Raw genomic sequence first — 14,691 nt, forward strand, 5'->3', positions numbered from 1 at the left:
ATGAAATTAGTAAGGGTATTGTTGATTGACGATGACGAGGAAGATTATATTTTAACAAAAGCGCTATTTGAACAGCTTTCCTCTTTTTACCAATTGTCTTGGGTTGACGCCTATGGCAAGGGTATCAGCGCAATGCGGAAATGTCAATTCGATGTTTATCTATTGGATTATAGACTGGGTAACGGTACAGGAATTGAATTGCTTACAGAAGCCATCAATTCTGGCTGTGAACAACCCATTATTATGCTTACCGGTAAAGGAAGTTCAAGTATAGACGAAGAGGCGATGAACACAGGAGCTGCTGATTATTTAGTAAAAGATGAACTTAGCCCATCGTTATTGGAAAGGAGCATTCGCTACGCGATTAAACACAGCGATGTTTTGAAGTCGCTCCAAACCAGCGAATCACGGTATAGAACAATCTTTGAAAAAGCAAACGACCCGATTATGGTGACGGACCATGACGGAGTGATACTGAACATGAATCCCGGGGGGTTAAATTATTTCGGATATCTGCCAGAGGAGGTCATTGATCATAAGTATAGCATGTTGTTTAAGTATCCGGAAGATGCGGTCAGGTTTATCGATCTACTGGATCAGAAAGGAATACTGACTGATTTTGAGTGTGTCCTGTGTTCCAAGAGTGGAGAAGAGTTCCATTGTAGCCTTTCTTCTTTTATTTATACAGATATGAAACGGGTATCTGAGGTAAGCCATACCATGATTAAGGATCTTAGTTACAGAAAAGGTAAAGAGCAGGAATCTGTACACCTTGGTAAGATGTCTGTATCAGAGCACATTGCAGGTAGTCTGGGAGAAGAGGTTAGAGATCCTTTATCTACGGTAAACCTGGCACTTGATGAACTCAGCGCAGAAGAAGGCATCGTTTCAAATGAATCAGCCCAATCCTACATAGAAATCATTAAGAGCAATTGCGATAAGATCAACAGGGTAATCAGGAACTTTATATCTAGCACTGAAACAAAAAGTCTCAATCTTCAGATGCATTCCATAAGAGACGTAATCAATGAATCTCTTGATGCAGCTGAAGACTTAATTGCCGGACAAAATGTTCAGCTTAGCAAACAGTTAATTGATACTGATGTGGTAATGTTATTAGATAGACCTAAAATTAAGCGGGCCATTTTAAACATCGTACAGAATGCGGTAGAAGCCACAGATAGCTATCCGAAGTATATTTACATTAGTTCCATGATTGAAAATGGTATTTATACCATAGGAATTGAGGATAATGGCACTGGTATTGATTCTGATTTAAAAAGCAGAATCTTTGAACCTTTTTTTACCACCAGGCAACGCGCTTTAGGACTTGGATTGACACATGCTCAAAGGGTTGTGACCAGTCACGAAGGCAATATTGTAGTGAAGCAACTGGGTAGAGGAAGTTTATTTTTACTCCAGCTGCCCCTGGGAAAGGAGGGGTAATTACCAGGCGTTTAATGCATTTAACAGATGTCAATATTTAGCTATAAGCAACGGAACAACATTACTCTTCTTATTATTATAGCTTTAGGCTGCCTGATCTTATATTCGTTACAAGGCATTTTTGGATCAATTCTTAGTACACTTGTGCTCTACACCATATTGAGACCCGGCTATGTGTACCTGGTAGACGTTAGAAAAATGAACAGGAGCGTTGCTGCAATTCTGCTGCTCTTTGTTTCTGTGCTGGTATTGATCCTTCCCTTTTATGCATTGAGCAGTATGGTTATCGAAAAAATCGCTGAACTTCAAAATAACCCTGCATATTTTAAAGACATCCTGATTAAGATGAAGCGCCTTGTGCCAATAGGGGTGGATTCTCAAAATCTGGTTGGGGACGGGTTAAAGAAAGCTGGCGTCTGGGCAACCGAACTTTTTCCATCGATCATTACCGGAGCATTTAACATTATTTTAGGACTGTTGCTAATGTATTTCTTACTGTACTTTATGTTGGTGCAGATGGAAGCTTTTGAACGCGCATTAATTAAATACGCACCATTTAGGGAACAAAATGTACAACGTTTTGCAGAAGAGATGCGCAATACGACTTATGCAAATGTTCTGGGTCAGGGATTTATTGCTTTGGTTCAGGGCTCTCTTGTTGGTATTTCTTTTTACATACTGGGTTATACAGAGCCCGTGTTTTGGGGGGTGATCACTACGTTTATTTCATTTGTTCCCATACTTGGACCACCGGTGGTATTTGTTCCCGCTGCGTTATTGCAGATTGCGAACGGACATAATTTTGCAGGCTGGGCAATGCTCATTTTTGGTTTTGTGGTGATCATCAATATTGATAACGTACTGCGATTTATGATCGCCAAAAGAGTAGGCAATATACATCCCATCATCACGGTAATTGGTGTGGTTATCGGAATTCCGCTTTTTGGTATACTTGGCTTGGTATTCGGGCCACTCCTTATATCATGGTTCATTCTGCTGGTAAAAATATATGAGACCAGCGCAATGGCTTCTGAGAGATTGGAAAGAATTAAAACAATTTCCGAACAGGATTCGTTATAAATGCATAAATTCCCTTGGCAAATTAATTGTTAACTATAAAATTTAAATGAGATGAATGATAATTCAAAAGTATTGATAGGCCTTTTGGCCGGTTTAGCAGCAGGTGCCGCATTAGGATTATTGTTTGCGCCAGAAAAAGGCAGCGAAACAAGGGATAAATTGAGTCAGTCTTTAAAAGACCTTGGTGATTCAATCAAGGATATCGCAGCAGATGAGATCAACAATCTTTCTAGTTTGAAAGACAAAGTAGTAAGTTCTGTTAAGAGTAAGATCAAACAAACTGAGGATGAGTTTGCAGATGATATTGAGCACGCTTAATTAACTACAGAATCAAATATGGAGGATAATAAAGAAAAAAGCATAGAAGATCTTTACGAAGACGCGAAAGCTTATTTAGACACCAGGGTAGAATATACACGATTATACCTTGTAGAGAAGGTGGCCAAGATTTTTGCAGATCTTGTTACTAACGCTGCTGTAGTCATCTGTTTCGTATTGGCTTTCCTGTTCGGGACTTTTACGCTTGCTTTATTCTTATCTGATGTTTTGGGAAGTTACACTCAAGGTTTCGGCTGCGTAGCCATTATCTACATACTTCTTGCCTTGATTGTTTATTATACCAAGGACAAGTACATTGAAAAGGCCATTATCAACTTTACCATCAGGAATTATTTTAACAAACTGGCAGATAAGGATGAAGAGCAAAAAGTATAATATCAACAATATCGAACAGCTTCATGAAATGGTATGTAGCTTAAAGGAGCAGAATGCTATTCAGGGTGAAGCTCTTGTAAAGGATGCTAAGTTGTATATCCACCAGTTTACGCTGGGAAATATGATCAAAAAATATGCAACTCCTTCGGCATTCCTGAAGGCTGATGAGAAATTAAACATCAGTAGCAGTGTCATGTCGCTCGTGCTTCCACTCATTATGAACAACACTATTTTTAGAGGGTCTGGATTAATCACAAAGGCTCTTGTAGGGCTGGCTTCAGGTAAAGTTGGAAAATCTCTTGACGCTGAACACCTATCTGGTATGTTCAATGCGGTGAAGTCATGGTTTGGTGGTTCAAAGAAAAAGAAGGTGACTAAAGGGCCAGGATATGTAGATTATGGTATTCCGCCGGATAGCGAAACTTATTAAATAAAAAAGGGGCTCGAAGCCCTTTTTTTATTATATCGTTGTTTTTATTCTTAATTCCTTTAGCTGCTTATCGTCAATCGTAGATGGACTATCTATCATTACGTCTCTGCCTGAATTATTTTTCGGGAACGCAATAACGTCCCTTATACTGTCTAAGCCAGCAAAAATGGAACATAAACGGTCAAATCCAAATGCTATTCCACCATGTGGAGGCGCACCAAATTCAAATGCATCCATTAAAAACCCAAATTGCTTTTGCGCTTCTTCTGCAGTGAATCCCAGGTGCTTAAACATTAGTGCCTGAAGCGTTCTGTCGTGGATACGAATTGATCCCCCACCAATCTCTGTTCCGTTAACCACCATATCGTAAGCATTTGCCCGTACCTCACCAGGCTGGGTATCCAGCATAGCGATATCTTCTGGTTTAGGTGATGTAAAGGGATGGTGCATGGCATGGTAACGCTCTGTTTCTTCATCCCATTCCAATAACGGGAAATCCAATACCCATAAGGCGCTGAATTTGTTCTTATCGCGCAGCCCAAGTCTTGTTCCCATTTCCAGGCGCAATTCACTTAGTTGCTTTCTAACTTTATCTTTCCCGCCTGCCATTACCAAGACTAAATCGCCAGGATGGGTATTTAGTGCGGCCGACCATCTTTTTAAATCTTCCTCATTGTAGAACTTATCTACTGAAGACTTTAGCGAGCCATCTTCGTTGTGTCTTAAATAGATCAGGCCGGTAGCACCTATTTGCGGGCGTTTGATAAAGTCAGTCAGTTCATCCACTTGTTTACGGGTATAGCTGGCGCAACCTTTTGCATTAATACCAATTACCAGTTCCGCATTTTCAAAAACAGCAAACTCTTTACCTTTTACTAAGTCAGTCAGTTCAACAAATTGCATATCGAACCTAGTATCTGGTTTATCAGATCCATATAAGCGCATGGCATCCGCATATTGCATCCTCGGTACTTCCGGTAATTCGATATCTTTTATTTCTTTAAAAAGGGTTCTTATGAGGCCCTCAAAAGTATTTAGAATATCCTCTTGCTCAATGAACGACATCTCGCAATCGATCTGTGTAAACTCTGGCTGCCTGTCTGCACGAAGATCCTCATCTCTAAAACATTTAACGATCTGGAAATACCTGTCAAAACCAGAAACCATTAATAACTGTTTAAAAGTCTGCGGAGATTGCGGTAATGCATAAAATTCACCAGCATTCATCCTGCTTGGAACCACAAAATCCCTTGCTCCTTCTGGGGTTGATTTAATCAACACAGGTGTTTCCACTTCTATAAAATCTAGCTTATCCAGGTAACGACGTACAGCCTGTGCCATCCGGTGTCTCAATACCATATTATTCCGGATCGGATTTCTTCTCAAATCCAGGTAACGGTATTTCATTCTTAAATCGTCACCGCCATCAGTTTCATCATCTATTAGAAATGGAGGAAGCTTTGCCGCATTTAAAATCTCCAATGCAGTTATTTTGATCTCCACTTCGCCAGTTGGCATTTTCAAATTCTTATTAGAACGCTCTACTACCAAGCCGCTTGCTTTGATCACAAACTCGCGACCTAAGCCGCGGGCAGCCTCACATAGCGCAACATTATCGTCCATATTAAATACCAGTTGCGTTATTCCATAGCGGTCCCTGATATCAATAAATGTCATCCCTCCCAAGTCTCTCGATTTCTGTACCCATCCGCACAAGACTACATTTTCCCCTAAGTTCTTTATCGTTAAAGCTCCGCAAGTAGTTGTTCTTAACATTTTATTTTTTTATTAAGCGGCAAAAATATTGATTTTGAACCACATATTTCAACTGCTCTTGATTTTACTTGGTATATTAAAAATAATTGCATCAAGATGCAACGTTTGAAAAATCAGTGTGTCATATATACAGAACAACGATAACATTGGAAATAGCATACATAGATAAGCATGTTGATCTGGTTGAGGCATGCAGGCAAGGCAGTAGAAAAGCACAATTTGAGATCTACAAATTGTATGCAAAGGCAATGTATAACATCGCTGTCAGGATTGTAAATGACGAGGCTGAGGCACAGGACGTACTTCAGGAAGCTTTTCTGGATGCCTTTACCAGGATTGAATCATTTAGGGCAGAAACCACTTTCGGCCTGTGGCTAAAGCAAATTGTGATCAATAAATCAATCAACCTGTTAAGAAAGCGAAAGGCAGAATTGGTTAGCCTTGAGGGGGTAGATATAGCGGATGAGGAACATGAAGATGAACAAGATTTACAATACAAAGTAAATGAGATTAAAGAAGCTGTTGCGAAGCTGCCTGATGGCTACCGGGTTGTACTTACATTATATCTGTTTGAAGGATACGACCATGAGGAGATTGCACACATTTTAAAAATATCGGAGAATACTTCGCGCTCTCAATTTATGAGGGCGAAAACAAAGTTAAACAGCTTATTAGAAAAAGAAAGGAGCGCAAGATGAGCAAAAAATTAGAGGAGTACATTAAGGGTAACAAAAAGGAATTTGATACGCTTACCCCACCAGATGAGCTGTGGGAAAAGATCGCAGCACAACTGGACCGGCAAAAAAAAAATAAACCTTTTAAACTTAGGTTTGGGTTGAGTATTGCTGCTTCATTAGTACTGGTATTGGGGGTTGCCATACTTTATACAAATCGGAACAGAACCGCCAAAGTTGAAATAGCGGATGTAAACCCGGGCTATGCAAAAAAGGAGATTAGGTTTGCCAGCATGATTGAAGAAAAGCGTGATAGCCTGGAGTTGTACGCTAAAAAGAACCCAATACTTTATGAGAAGTTTAGTGGAGACATAGCGAAGCTTGGGGCGGATTATGAGCACCTAAAGAGCGAATTACAAAGCAGTCCGAACCCAAGGTTTATTGTTAAGGCTATGGTACGGAACCTGGAACTCCAGCTGGAGGTTATCAATCAGCAATTATTAATTATCAACGAAGTAGATCAGTATAAAAAGGAAAATAAAATATGAAAAATCTAATTAGCCTAATAGCCGGCGTAGTTATACTTAACCATACGGTTATTGCTCAAACAACAAATTTAAGTACAGTTCAGGATGTTAACGTAAACATAGCATCAACGGCAAATAAAGATGTCAATACCTCTATTTCTCAGAATCAGAATGAAGACGGTCCTTTTAGGAGTAAGACCTTTACAAAAAGTTTTCCCGCAGATCAATCTGATAAACTGATGCTAAGTAACCAATATGGCTCCATGCAAATCAAGATTTGGGACAAAAGAGAGGTGCAGGTGGATGTGGACATCAAATCTTATGCAAACACGGATGATGAAGCTCAGAAGTTATTAGATAACGTGACAATTGATGCCAGCAAAGCTGGTGATCAGATCACTTTCAAAACCAGGATGGATCAGCAAAACGGTAACTGGGGAAGTGGTAGTCGCAACGGTAAGAGGTGGAGAAGAGAAGTGAGGATCAATTATGTAGTTTATATGCCTGCGGCAAACGCATTAACGCTTTCACAGTCATACGGGAATGTGGTAATGGGAGATCTTTCCGGTGCGTTATATGCTAAAGTACAATATGGTGGTTTCACCGCTCAGAACTTAAGCAATGCCAACAATTATATCTCCGTTCAATATGGCAATTCAACTGTGCAAAGCCTAAATGGGGCAGTAATTAAACAACAATACGGCTCTGGCTTAAACATTGGCACAGTAAATAAACTGGATTTAAATGCACAGTATTCAGGTGTTAAAATTGGCACTATTAAGGGTGACGCAATCATTAAACAACAGTATGGCTCCGGATTAACCATCGGAACAGTAGATGACCTAAACCTTAATGCGCAATACGCTAATGTAAATATTACCAGCATCAGAGGCAATGCAAAGATTGACCAGCAATACAATAACATTACTATCGGTACAGTAGGTAAATTAGACTTAAAGGCGCAATATACCAGCGCTACGATAGGCACCTTGTCAGGAGATGGAAAGTTTGATATGGACTACAACAAACTTACTATTGCGGATATTACTTCTGGGGTAAAAAACTTAGTGGTAGATGGCCAATATCTCAGTATTTCATTGAACTTTGCCGGCGGATATAATGCAGATTTAGATGTGCATACCAGCTATGCCTCGTTCAAATACGGAGACAGGGTTACGGCAAAACAATTAAATGAAACAAAAGATTATTCCTCAACCAAGGATTACACCGGAAAAATAGGCAACGGCGGTAATGCCACAGTTAAAATAAGATCTGATTATGGTTCCGTTACTGTAAAGTAGGCTGGAAACCAAATAGACCAAAAGCTTGTTGAGTAATCAGCAAGCTTTTTTTATCTTAGCGGGCAGCAAAACTTATGATATGGAATTTTTAAGCAGTCCCGAAGCCTGGATATCTCTGTTAACCCTAACGTTGTTAGAGATTGTTTTAGGAATAGATAATATTATCTTCATTTCTATCCTCTCCGGCAAGCTTCCCGCCAATCAGCAAAAAAAAGGCAGGCAAGTAGGTTTAGGCCTGGCGATGATTACCCGTGTTCTGCTTTTGTTGTCACTTACCTGGGTAATGACGCTGACTACCCCATTGTTCAGTATTGGCCCATGGTTTGGTATAACCGATGCGGAATGGTTGCATAAATTAGAAATTTCAGGAAGAGATTTAATCTTGATTGTTGGTGGTCTTTTTCTTATTTATAAAAGCACCCATGAAATTCATGACAAACTAGAAAGCGAAGAAGAGAAAGAAATTAAGGGCAAAGTTTATTCCTTCTCTGGTGTTATCGTACAAATCCTTTTACTGGATATCGTGTTTTCACTAGATTCAGTAATCACAGCTGTGGGTATGGCCGAGCATGTGGAGATCATGATCGCTGCCGTTGTTATCGCGGTAATCATTATGATGTTTTCTGCTGGCGGTATTAGTAATTTCGTAAACAACCACCCAACGGTTAAAATGCTGGCGCTTTCATTTCTATTGCTTATTGGGGTGTCTTTATTGGCAGAAGGCTTTGAACAACACATCCCTAAAGGTTACATCTATTTCGCTATGGCATTTTCTGTATTGGTAGAGATGTTGAATCTTAAAATGAAGAAGAATTCTCAAAAACCGATTAGTCTCAGGAATTCCCCTCAAGATAGAAAAGCCAAATAAATCCTTTTTAAATGATCTCATTTTTTGAAGCCAGCCTGGCCGAACTTTCTATACATAGAATTGGCAATAAAGCGCAGGACGAGCACTACGTGCTGTCAGAGCAATCTATTGCTATAAACGACAACATGTTAAGCACTCTGCTGCAACAGTATTTTCTTAAGCCTTTTGAAAAAACAAACGAGATCTACCATTTTTTTCATCCCAATAACGATTTGAACCTAAATGAGGTTTACCATTTCGCTAAGGGGATATTTGATGACAGTACTGTTTTTCATGAAAATAGCAAGGAACTCGCCAAGCACCTTTATGAAGTATCCGGACATCCTAAAATAAAATCAGGAGAACTTTACCTTGCTTTTTTTGAAAATGTGCAGATTGAAGGAGAGTTACATGATGCGATTGGAATCTTCAAATCAGAAACCAAAGAAACCTATTTAAAGGTTTACCCGCAGAGCGAGGGCTTCGGGCTTAGCTATGAAGAAGATGCCATCAATATCAATAAGCTGGACAAAGGTTGTCTCATTTTTGATACCGATAAGGAACAGGGCTTCCGGGTAGCAGTTATTGATCAAACCAACCGGAGCGGCGAAGCCGTATACTGGAAAGATGAGTTTTTAAAACTTAAAATCCGCAACGATAGTTTTAACCAGACCAATAATGTGCTTGGCGTGTATAAGAACTTTGTGACTGAGCAGCTCGACCACGATTTTGAGATTTCCAAAGCGGATAAGATAGATCTGCTCAATAAATCTATGAAGTACTTTAAAGAGAAGGAAAGCTTTGATATTGATGAGTTTTCTAATGAAGTAATTGGAAACAAAGAGGGAATCGAATCATTCAAGAACTATAAAAAGAGTTATGAAGAGGAGTTTGATGCGGCGATACCAGACAGCTTTGACATTTCCGGCGCAGCTGTAAAAAAGCAACAGCGGGTATTTAAGAGTGTCCTTAAGTTAGATAAGAACTTTCATATTTATATTCATGGCGACAAAGATCTGATTGAAAAGGGTTTTGATGATGATAAGTCCATGAATTATTACAAAGTTTATTTTAGAGAAGAAGAGTAGCTTTTTCATAATAAATTGTAGATTTAGTATTTAGCCAAATTTACAAACCTGAATGAGCACTCAACCTCAACAAAACAGTATTTTCAAAGTGATCGGAGCGTCCTCACTAGGCACACTGATCGAATGGTATGATTTCTACATATTCGGAAGCCTTGCCACTATAATTGGTAGCCAGCTTTTTCCGGCAGATGCCGGAGCTTCTGCACTCATCAATACGCTCGCTATTTTCGCAGCAGGATTCATTGTCAGGCCTTTTGGAGCATTGGTATTTGGCCGCCTTGGCGATCTTATTGGTAGAAAGTACACCTTTTTACTAACGCTGGTTTTGATGGGCGGATCTACCTTTTTGATTGGCTTAATACCTTCCTATTCCAGTATTGGTTACGCTGCACCAATTTTAGTATTAATTTTAAGACTTGTTCAGGGACTTGCCCTTGGGGGTGAGTATGGTGGCGCGGCTACGTATGTTGCCGAGCATGCACCTGCCAACAGAAGGGGATTTTTTACCAGTTGGATCCAGACCACTGCCACTGGTGGTTTATTTCTTTCCTTAGGTATAATTGTGCTCACAAAGAATATGCTGGGCGCTGAGGCCTTTGCCGATTGGGGATGGAGAGTTCCATTTTTGTTGTCCATTCTTCTCGTTGGCGTATCCATCTACATCAGGATGAAAATGCACGAGTCGCCCATGTTCACCAAACTCAAAACAGAAGGTAAAGTCTCCAAAAATCCGCTTAAAGAAAGTTTCAGTAATAAAACCAATTTCAAAATGGTGCTGCTTGCTTTGTTTGGCGCAACAATGGGGCAGGGAGTTATCTGGTACACAGGTCAGTTTTACGCACAGTCATTTATCGAGAACACCTGCAAAGTCGATTTTAATGACTCTCGATATATCTTATTATGGGCTATTGTATTTGCCACCCCATTCTTTGTTATTTTTGGTTCGTGGAGCGATAAAGTTGGTCGCAAGTGGATTATGCTTACCGGGATGTTGCTGGGTATTGTTTTTTACCGCCCCATTTACCAGGAGTTTGTCGACAGTACGGATGTCACTAAAATTGAACTGAGTGAAATTAAAGGTGTTTCGGATCCTGTAATCAAAAAGACACCCATTGTAAATACTTCGGATACATTGATCACTGCCAGTGCGGTTGTAACTTTAAATAATGGCGGATCTTACACTAAAACATCCTCGTTTACTAAGTTTGAAAATCCAAACACGGTAACGTTGATCTCCCCGGAAGTTTATAAAGATAAAAAGCTTTCTACCCCCGTATTTTGGAAGTTTGTAGGATTGGTCTTCTTCCAGATTTTATTGGTAACCATGGTATACGGACCTATAGCAGCTTTTCTTGTGGAACTTTTTCCAACAAAGATCAGGTACACCTCTATGTCTTTGCCCTACCATGTGGGTAATGGAGTATTCGGCGGCTTAGTGCCATTTATTGCAACGCTCATTGCCAGTTTCTCTGGTTCCACACCGTTGTCTGGTTTATGGTACCCGATCGGAATTGCAACACTTAGTTTTATTATAGGGGCTATTTATTTATCTAACAAAAAGCCGGACCACGGTGAAGGCGGTAACTAACTAAAAAGATCATGAACGCGATTAAAAAAGTACTCGGTTTATTCTGGATGATACTCGGTCCGGCATCCATCATATTCCTGTTTATGCAGGCGATGGATAAGATTGGCCTGGCGCCAGAAGGTGTAGCCAAAACCAACACCGCCCTGCAATGGGGTATCATCTTATTTATCTTTATTCCCATCAGTGCTGGGCTCGTCATATTTGGCTATTATGCCTTTAAGGGAGAGTATGACCGACTGCCTGAAGATTAATTAAAGTACCCTTAGCAACAGCCCTTTCAGGTATTCTCCTTCAGGGAAAGAAAGCCTAACAGGGTGATCTTCTGGCTGGTGAAACTGTTTTAGGATCTGTACTTCTTTTCCAGCATCCAATGCCGCCCAGGCAATAATCTGTTTAAAAGTTTCCATATCTACCGCTCCTGAGCAGGAGAAAGTGGCCAATATCCCTCCACTCTCTAGCAAAAGCATACCTAGCCTGTTCAGATCTTTATAGGCGCGTGCTGCGCGGTCTAAAGCTGATCTGGATGGGGCGTATTTAGGCGGGTCAAGGACAATCACCTCAAATTTTTGTCCCTCATCTTTAAAAGCGCGCAATTGCTTATTTACGTCAGATTGGATACTTGTTTGGAGGGTTCCCTCAAAATTATTTAGTTTCAGGTTGTGCGCAAGGGTTTCCACAGCAAGTGCAGAGCTATCTACACTGGTTACTTTTGCCGCTCCATGCAGCATACTATTTAATGTAAATCCTCCGCTATAGCAAAAGCAGTCGAGCACTGTTTTTCCTTTTGTGTATTCAGCAAGGATTTGCCTGTTGTCCCGCTGATCGCAGTAAAAGCCTGATTTTTGTCCGTCGGCGATGTTAATATGATAAATGATGCCGTTTTCTTTAACCTCAACAAATTCAGGAGGTTGTTCTCCCCATAGCAAGCCTTGTTCTGCCTCTAGGTTCTCGTGCTTGCGTGCCGAAGCATCGCTCTTGTCAAATATCCCTATTGGATTTAGTTCTTCTCTTAGAATCTCAATGATGTCGGCTTTTACTATATCTATCCCTGCACTTAATATTTGTACCGAAAGAAAATCAGCATACTTGTCTACAATTAGTCCGGGTAAAAAATCCGCTTCGCTAAAAACAAGCCTACAGGTATTGGTTTGTTCGCCCAAGATCCTTTCTCTTGCCGCAACCGCGATCTTTATTTTTTCCTGATACCATTGTTTGTCAATAGCGGTGTCTTCATTCCATTCCAATAAACGCAACGCTACCCTTGATGTAGCGTGATAATATCCATAAGCTAGAAATTCTTTTGTGGCAGACCATACTTTTACTACTTCGCCGCTTGCTGGTTCTCCTTTTACTTTTTCTATAGCTCCTGAAAAAATCCAGGGATGGTGCAAGACTGCAGCTTTTTCTTTGCCTTTTTTAAGGATAATATCAATCATTCGACAAAGATACCTTATGACTTATATAACTTTATAAAGAAATTTGCTTTAAGGATGAACAAGAAGACGTTAGATTTTTAGGAGTCTCGCCATAAGGTAACTTGTCGAAGTAAAACACCTCTTTTGTGGAGGTAAATGTTTTAAATTTAGTGGACGATAAAAAATTATGGAAGAGATCAATTGGAATGATTTTGATAAAGTAGAGTTGAGGGCAGGGACAATATTAGCAGTGTTTGAGTTTCCGGAAGCAAGAAACCCTGCTTATAAAGTAAAGGTTGACTTTGGCGAATTTGGAATCAGGATGAGCAGTGCACAGATTACTTTTCATTACACTCAGAAAGAATTGGTAGGAAAGCAAATTGTAGGGGTTATTAATTTTCCAAAAAAGCAGATTGGTAAATTTATGTCTGAATTCCTGGTAACAGGCTTCGCAGATGCAGATGGCCATATTGTTTTGACAGCGCTGGACAAGCAAGTACCAAATGGTAGTAAGATGATATAAATCCTATCTTTGAGGTATGAGTTTTTACAATTTTTCAGAAGAAGAGGATCCCGCAGCAGAAGATGAGCATTTTATGCGGTTAGCGTTGCATGAGGCGCAAAAGGCCTATGACGCTGATGAAATTCCCATAGGTGCGATTGTGGTTTGCAAAGGCAGGATTGTTGGCCGGGGCTACAATCTTACCGAACAACTAAACGATGTTACTGCGCATGCGGAAATGCAGGCTTTTACTGCTGCTGCGCAAACCTTGGGTGGCAAGTACCTGAAAGAATGTACATTGTATGTTACTATAGAGCCCTGTGTAATGTGTGCCGGTGCGAGCTACTGGACGCAAATTGGGAAAATTGTCTATGGTGCGAGCGAGCCTAAAAGGGGTTTTTTGAGTAAAGGGGCAGAACTACTTCACCCAAAGACCGTTTTAAAATCTAATGTGCTAGCCATTCCCTGCGGAGAATTGATGACTAAGTTCTTTCAAAATAAAAGAGGGCAAAGTTGACATATTATTGAACAAAACTTAACCCCTGAATGTTATATTTGCTAGAAGAATTGCACCGGAAGTTTATCCTTGCGTTCATCATAAATAAATTTTTAAACTAAAAACATATAATATGGCTTTTGAATTACCTGCGTTACCTTACGCAACAGACGCATTAGAACCACATATCGATAAGCTAACTATGGAGATTCACCATGGTAAACACCACCAAGCTTATGTTACTAATCTTAACAAAGCTTTGGAAGGGAAGCCTGAGGCTACTCAAAGCATTGATGAAATCGTAAAAAATATTTCAAAATTCCCGCCGGCAGTTAGAAATAACGGTGGCGGACACTATAATCACTCTTTATTTTGGGAAGTAATTGGCCCCAACAAAGGTGGTGAGCCAGCTGGAGCTTTGGCTGATGCAATTAAAGCAGCTTTTGGTTCGTTTGCTGATTTCAAAACTAAGTTTGCGGAAGCTGGCACTACTCGTTTCGGTTCTGGATGGGCTTGGTTAAGCGTTGGTGCTGACGGCAAATTGGTTGTCTCTTCAACACCAAATCAAGATAATCCATTAATGGATATTGCTGAAGTTAAAGGAACGCCTATCCTTGGAATGGACGTTTGGGAGCACGCTTATTATTTAAAATACCAAAACAAAAGACCAGATTATATCGCTGCTTTCTGGAATGTTGTAAATTGGGATGCTGTTGCAGACCGTTTCAAAAAAGCAAAATAAGAACTTTGTTTTTATAATTAAGGCGCCTCTGCATCTATTGCAGGAGCGCTTTTTTTTCGTCATCG

17 protein-coding genes are annotated in these 14,691 nt (G+C 40.2%); 15 read left to right on the plus strand and 2 right to left on the minus strand.

The window, feature by feature from the left end; translation table 11 throughout:
* The 5 genes from ACXZ1K_RS03775 to ACXZ1K_RS03795 are packed head-to-tail and all read left to right on the plus strand — an operon-like array spanning position 1 to position 3,670.
* The gene (locus ACXZ1K_RS03775) at positions 1-1,446 is read left to right on the plus strand and encodes a two-component system sensor histidine kinase NtrB (protein ID WP_458972048.1); all 1,446 of its coding nucleotides are present in this window, start codon (positions 1-3) and stop codon (positions 1,444-1,446) included.
* 27 nt (positions 1,447-1,473) lie between these two features.
* A complete protein-coding gene (locus ACXZ1K_RS03780; protein ID WP_458972049.1) occupies positions 1,474-2,526 on the plus strand; it encodes an AI-2E family transporter in 1,053 nt (350 codons plus the stop codon).
* Positions 2,527-2,577: 51 nt separating this feature from the next.
* Positions 2,578-2,844 carry a YtxH domain-containing protein gene (locus ACXZ1K_RS03785; protein WP_458972050.1) on the plus strand — a complete coding sequence of 89 codons (267 nt, stop codon included), beginning with the start codon at positions 2,578-2,580 and terminating at the stop codon, positions 2,842-2,844.
* Between the two features lie 18 nt (positions 2,845-2,862).
* Positions 2,863-3,240, plus strand: coding sequence for a phage holin family protein (locus ACXZ1K_RS03790; protein WP_458972051.1), 378 nt, complete (start codon positions 2,863-2,865; stop codon positions 3,238-3,240).
* Positions 3,221-3,670 (plus strand): hypothetical protein, encoded by a 450-nt coding sequence (locus tag ACXZ1K_RS03795; RefSeq protein ID WP_458972052.1) that lies wholly within the window; start codon positions 3,221-3,223, stop codon positions 3,668-3,670. Before ACXZ1K_RS03790 ends, ACXZ1K_RS03795 begins: the two co-directional genes overlap by 20 nt.
* 30 nt (positions 3,671-3,700) lie before the next feature.
* Here the strand turns inward: ACXZ1K_RS03795 and aspS are convergent, their stop codons facing one another.
* A complete protein-coding gene (gene aspS / locus ACXZ1K_RS03800; RefSeq protein ID WP_458972053.1) occupies positions 3,701-5,446 on the minus strand; it encodes an aspartate--tRNA ligase in 1,746 nt (581 codons plus the stop codon).
* Between the two features lie 146 nt (positions 5,447-5,592).
* Between aspS and ACXZ1K_RS03805 the strand changes: the two genes are divergently transcribed.
* The 7 genes from ACXZ1K_RS03805 (at position 5,593) to ACXZ1K_RS03835 (ending at position 11,722) form a co-directional block, all read left to right on the plus strand.
* Positions 5,593-6,144 carry an RNA polymerase sigma factor gene (locus ACXZ1K_RS03805; RefSeq protein WP_458972054.1) on the plus strand — a complete coding sequence of 184 codons (552 nt, stop codon included), beginning with the start codon at positions 5,593-5,595 and terminating at the stop codon, positions 6,142-6,144.
* Positions 6,141-6,668: a hypothetical protein gene (locus tag ACXZ1K_RS03810; RefSeq protein ID WP_458972055.1), complete on the plus strand. Its 528-nt coding sequence runs from the start codon at positions 6,141-6,143 to the stop codon at positions 6,666-6,668. Before ACXZ1K_RS03805 ends, ACXZ1K_RS03810 begins: the two co-directional genes overlap by 4 nt.
* Positions 6,665-7,948 carry a DUF4097 family beta strand repeat-containing protein gene (locus ACXZ1K_RS03815; protein ID WP_458972056.1) on the plus strand — a complete coding sequence of 428 codons (1,284 nt, stop codon included), beginning with the start codon at positions 6,665-6,667 and terminating at the stop codon, positions 7,946-7,948. The genes ACXZ1K_RS03810 and ACXZ1K_RS03815 overlap by 4 nt, the downstream gene beginning before the upstream one ends.
* Before the next feature lie 79 nt (positions 7,949-8,027).
* A complete protein-coding gene (locus ACXZ1K_RS03820; RefSeq protein WP_458972057.1) occupies positions 8,028-8,816 on the plus strand; it encodes a TerC family protein in 789 nt (262 codons plus the stop codon).
* A gap of 11 nt (positions 8,817-8,827) precedes the next feature.
* The gene (locus ACXZ1K_RS03825; RefSeq protein WP_458972058.1) at positions 8,828-9,883 is read left to right on the plus strand and encodes a nucleoid-associated protein; all 1,056 of its coding nucleotides are present in this window, start codon (positions 8,828-8,830) and stop codon (positions 9,881-9,883) included.
* Positions 9,884-9,935: 52 nt separating this feature from the next.
* Positions 9,936-11,471 (plus strand): MFS transporter, encoded by a 1,536-nt coding sequence (locus ACXZ1K_RS03830; RefSeq protein WP_458972059.1) that lies wholly within the window; start codon positions 9,936-9,938, stop codon positions 11,469-11,471.
* Between the two features lie 11 nt (positions 11,472-11,482).
* A complete protein-coding gene (locus ACXZ1K_RS03835; protein WP_458972060.1) occupies positions 11,483-11,722 on the plus strand; it encodes a DUF6814 family protein in 240 nt (79 codons plus the stop codon).
* On the opposite strand, the gene ACXZ1K_RS03840 is transcribed toward ACXZ1K_RS03835, so the two are convergent.
* A complete protein-coding gene (locus ACXZ1K_RS03840) occupies positions 11,723-12,907 on the minus strand; it encodes a class I SAM-dependent rRNA methyltransferase (RefSeq protein WP_458972061.1) in 1,185 nt (394 codons plus the stop codon).
* A gap of 166 nt (positions 12,908-13,073) precedes the next feature.
* Between ACXZ1K_RS03840 and ACXZ1K_RS03845 the strand changes: the two genes are divergently transcribed.
* The 3 genes from ACXZ1K_RS03845 to ACXZ1K_RS03855 all read left to right on the plus strand — a co-directional run bounded on the left by ACXZ1K_RS03845 (position 13,074) and on the right by ACXZ1K_RS03855 (position 14,626).
* Positions 13,074-13,409, plus strand: coding sequence for a tRNA-binding protein (locus ACXZ1K_RS03845; RefSeq protein ID WP_458972062.1), 336 nt, complete (start codon positions 13,074-13,076; stop codon positions 13,407-13,409).
* A 16-nt stretch (positions 13,410-13,425) separates the two neighbouring features.
* Positions 13,426-13,905, plus strand: a complete 480-nt coding sequence (locus tag ACXZ1K_RS03850; RefSeq protein WP_458972063.1) for a nucleoside deaminase — start codon at positions 13,426-13,428, stop codon at positions 13,903-13,905.
* A gap of 112 nt (positions 13,906-14,017) precedes the next feature.
* The gene (locus ACXZ1K_RS03855) at positions 14,018-14,626 is read left to right on the plus strand and encodes a superoxide dismutase (RefSeq protein WP_458972064.1); all 609 of its coding nucleotides are present in this window, start codon (positions 14,018-14,020) and stop codon (positions 14,624-14,626) included.
* Positions 14,627-14,691 lie beyond the last annotated feature (65 nt).

Source organism: Pedobacter jaeyakensis, assembly GCF_054461315.1.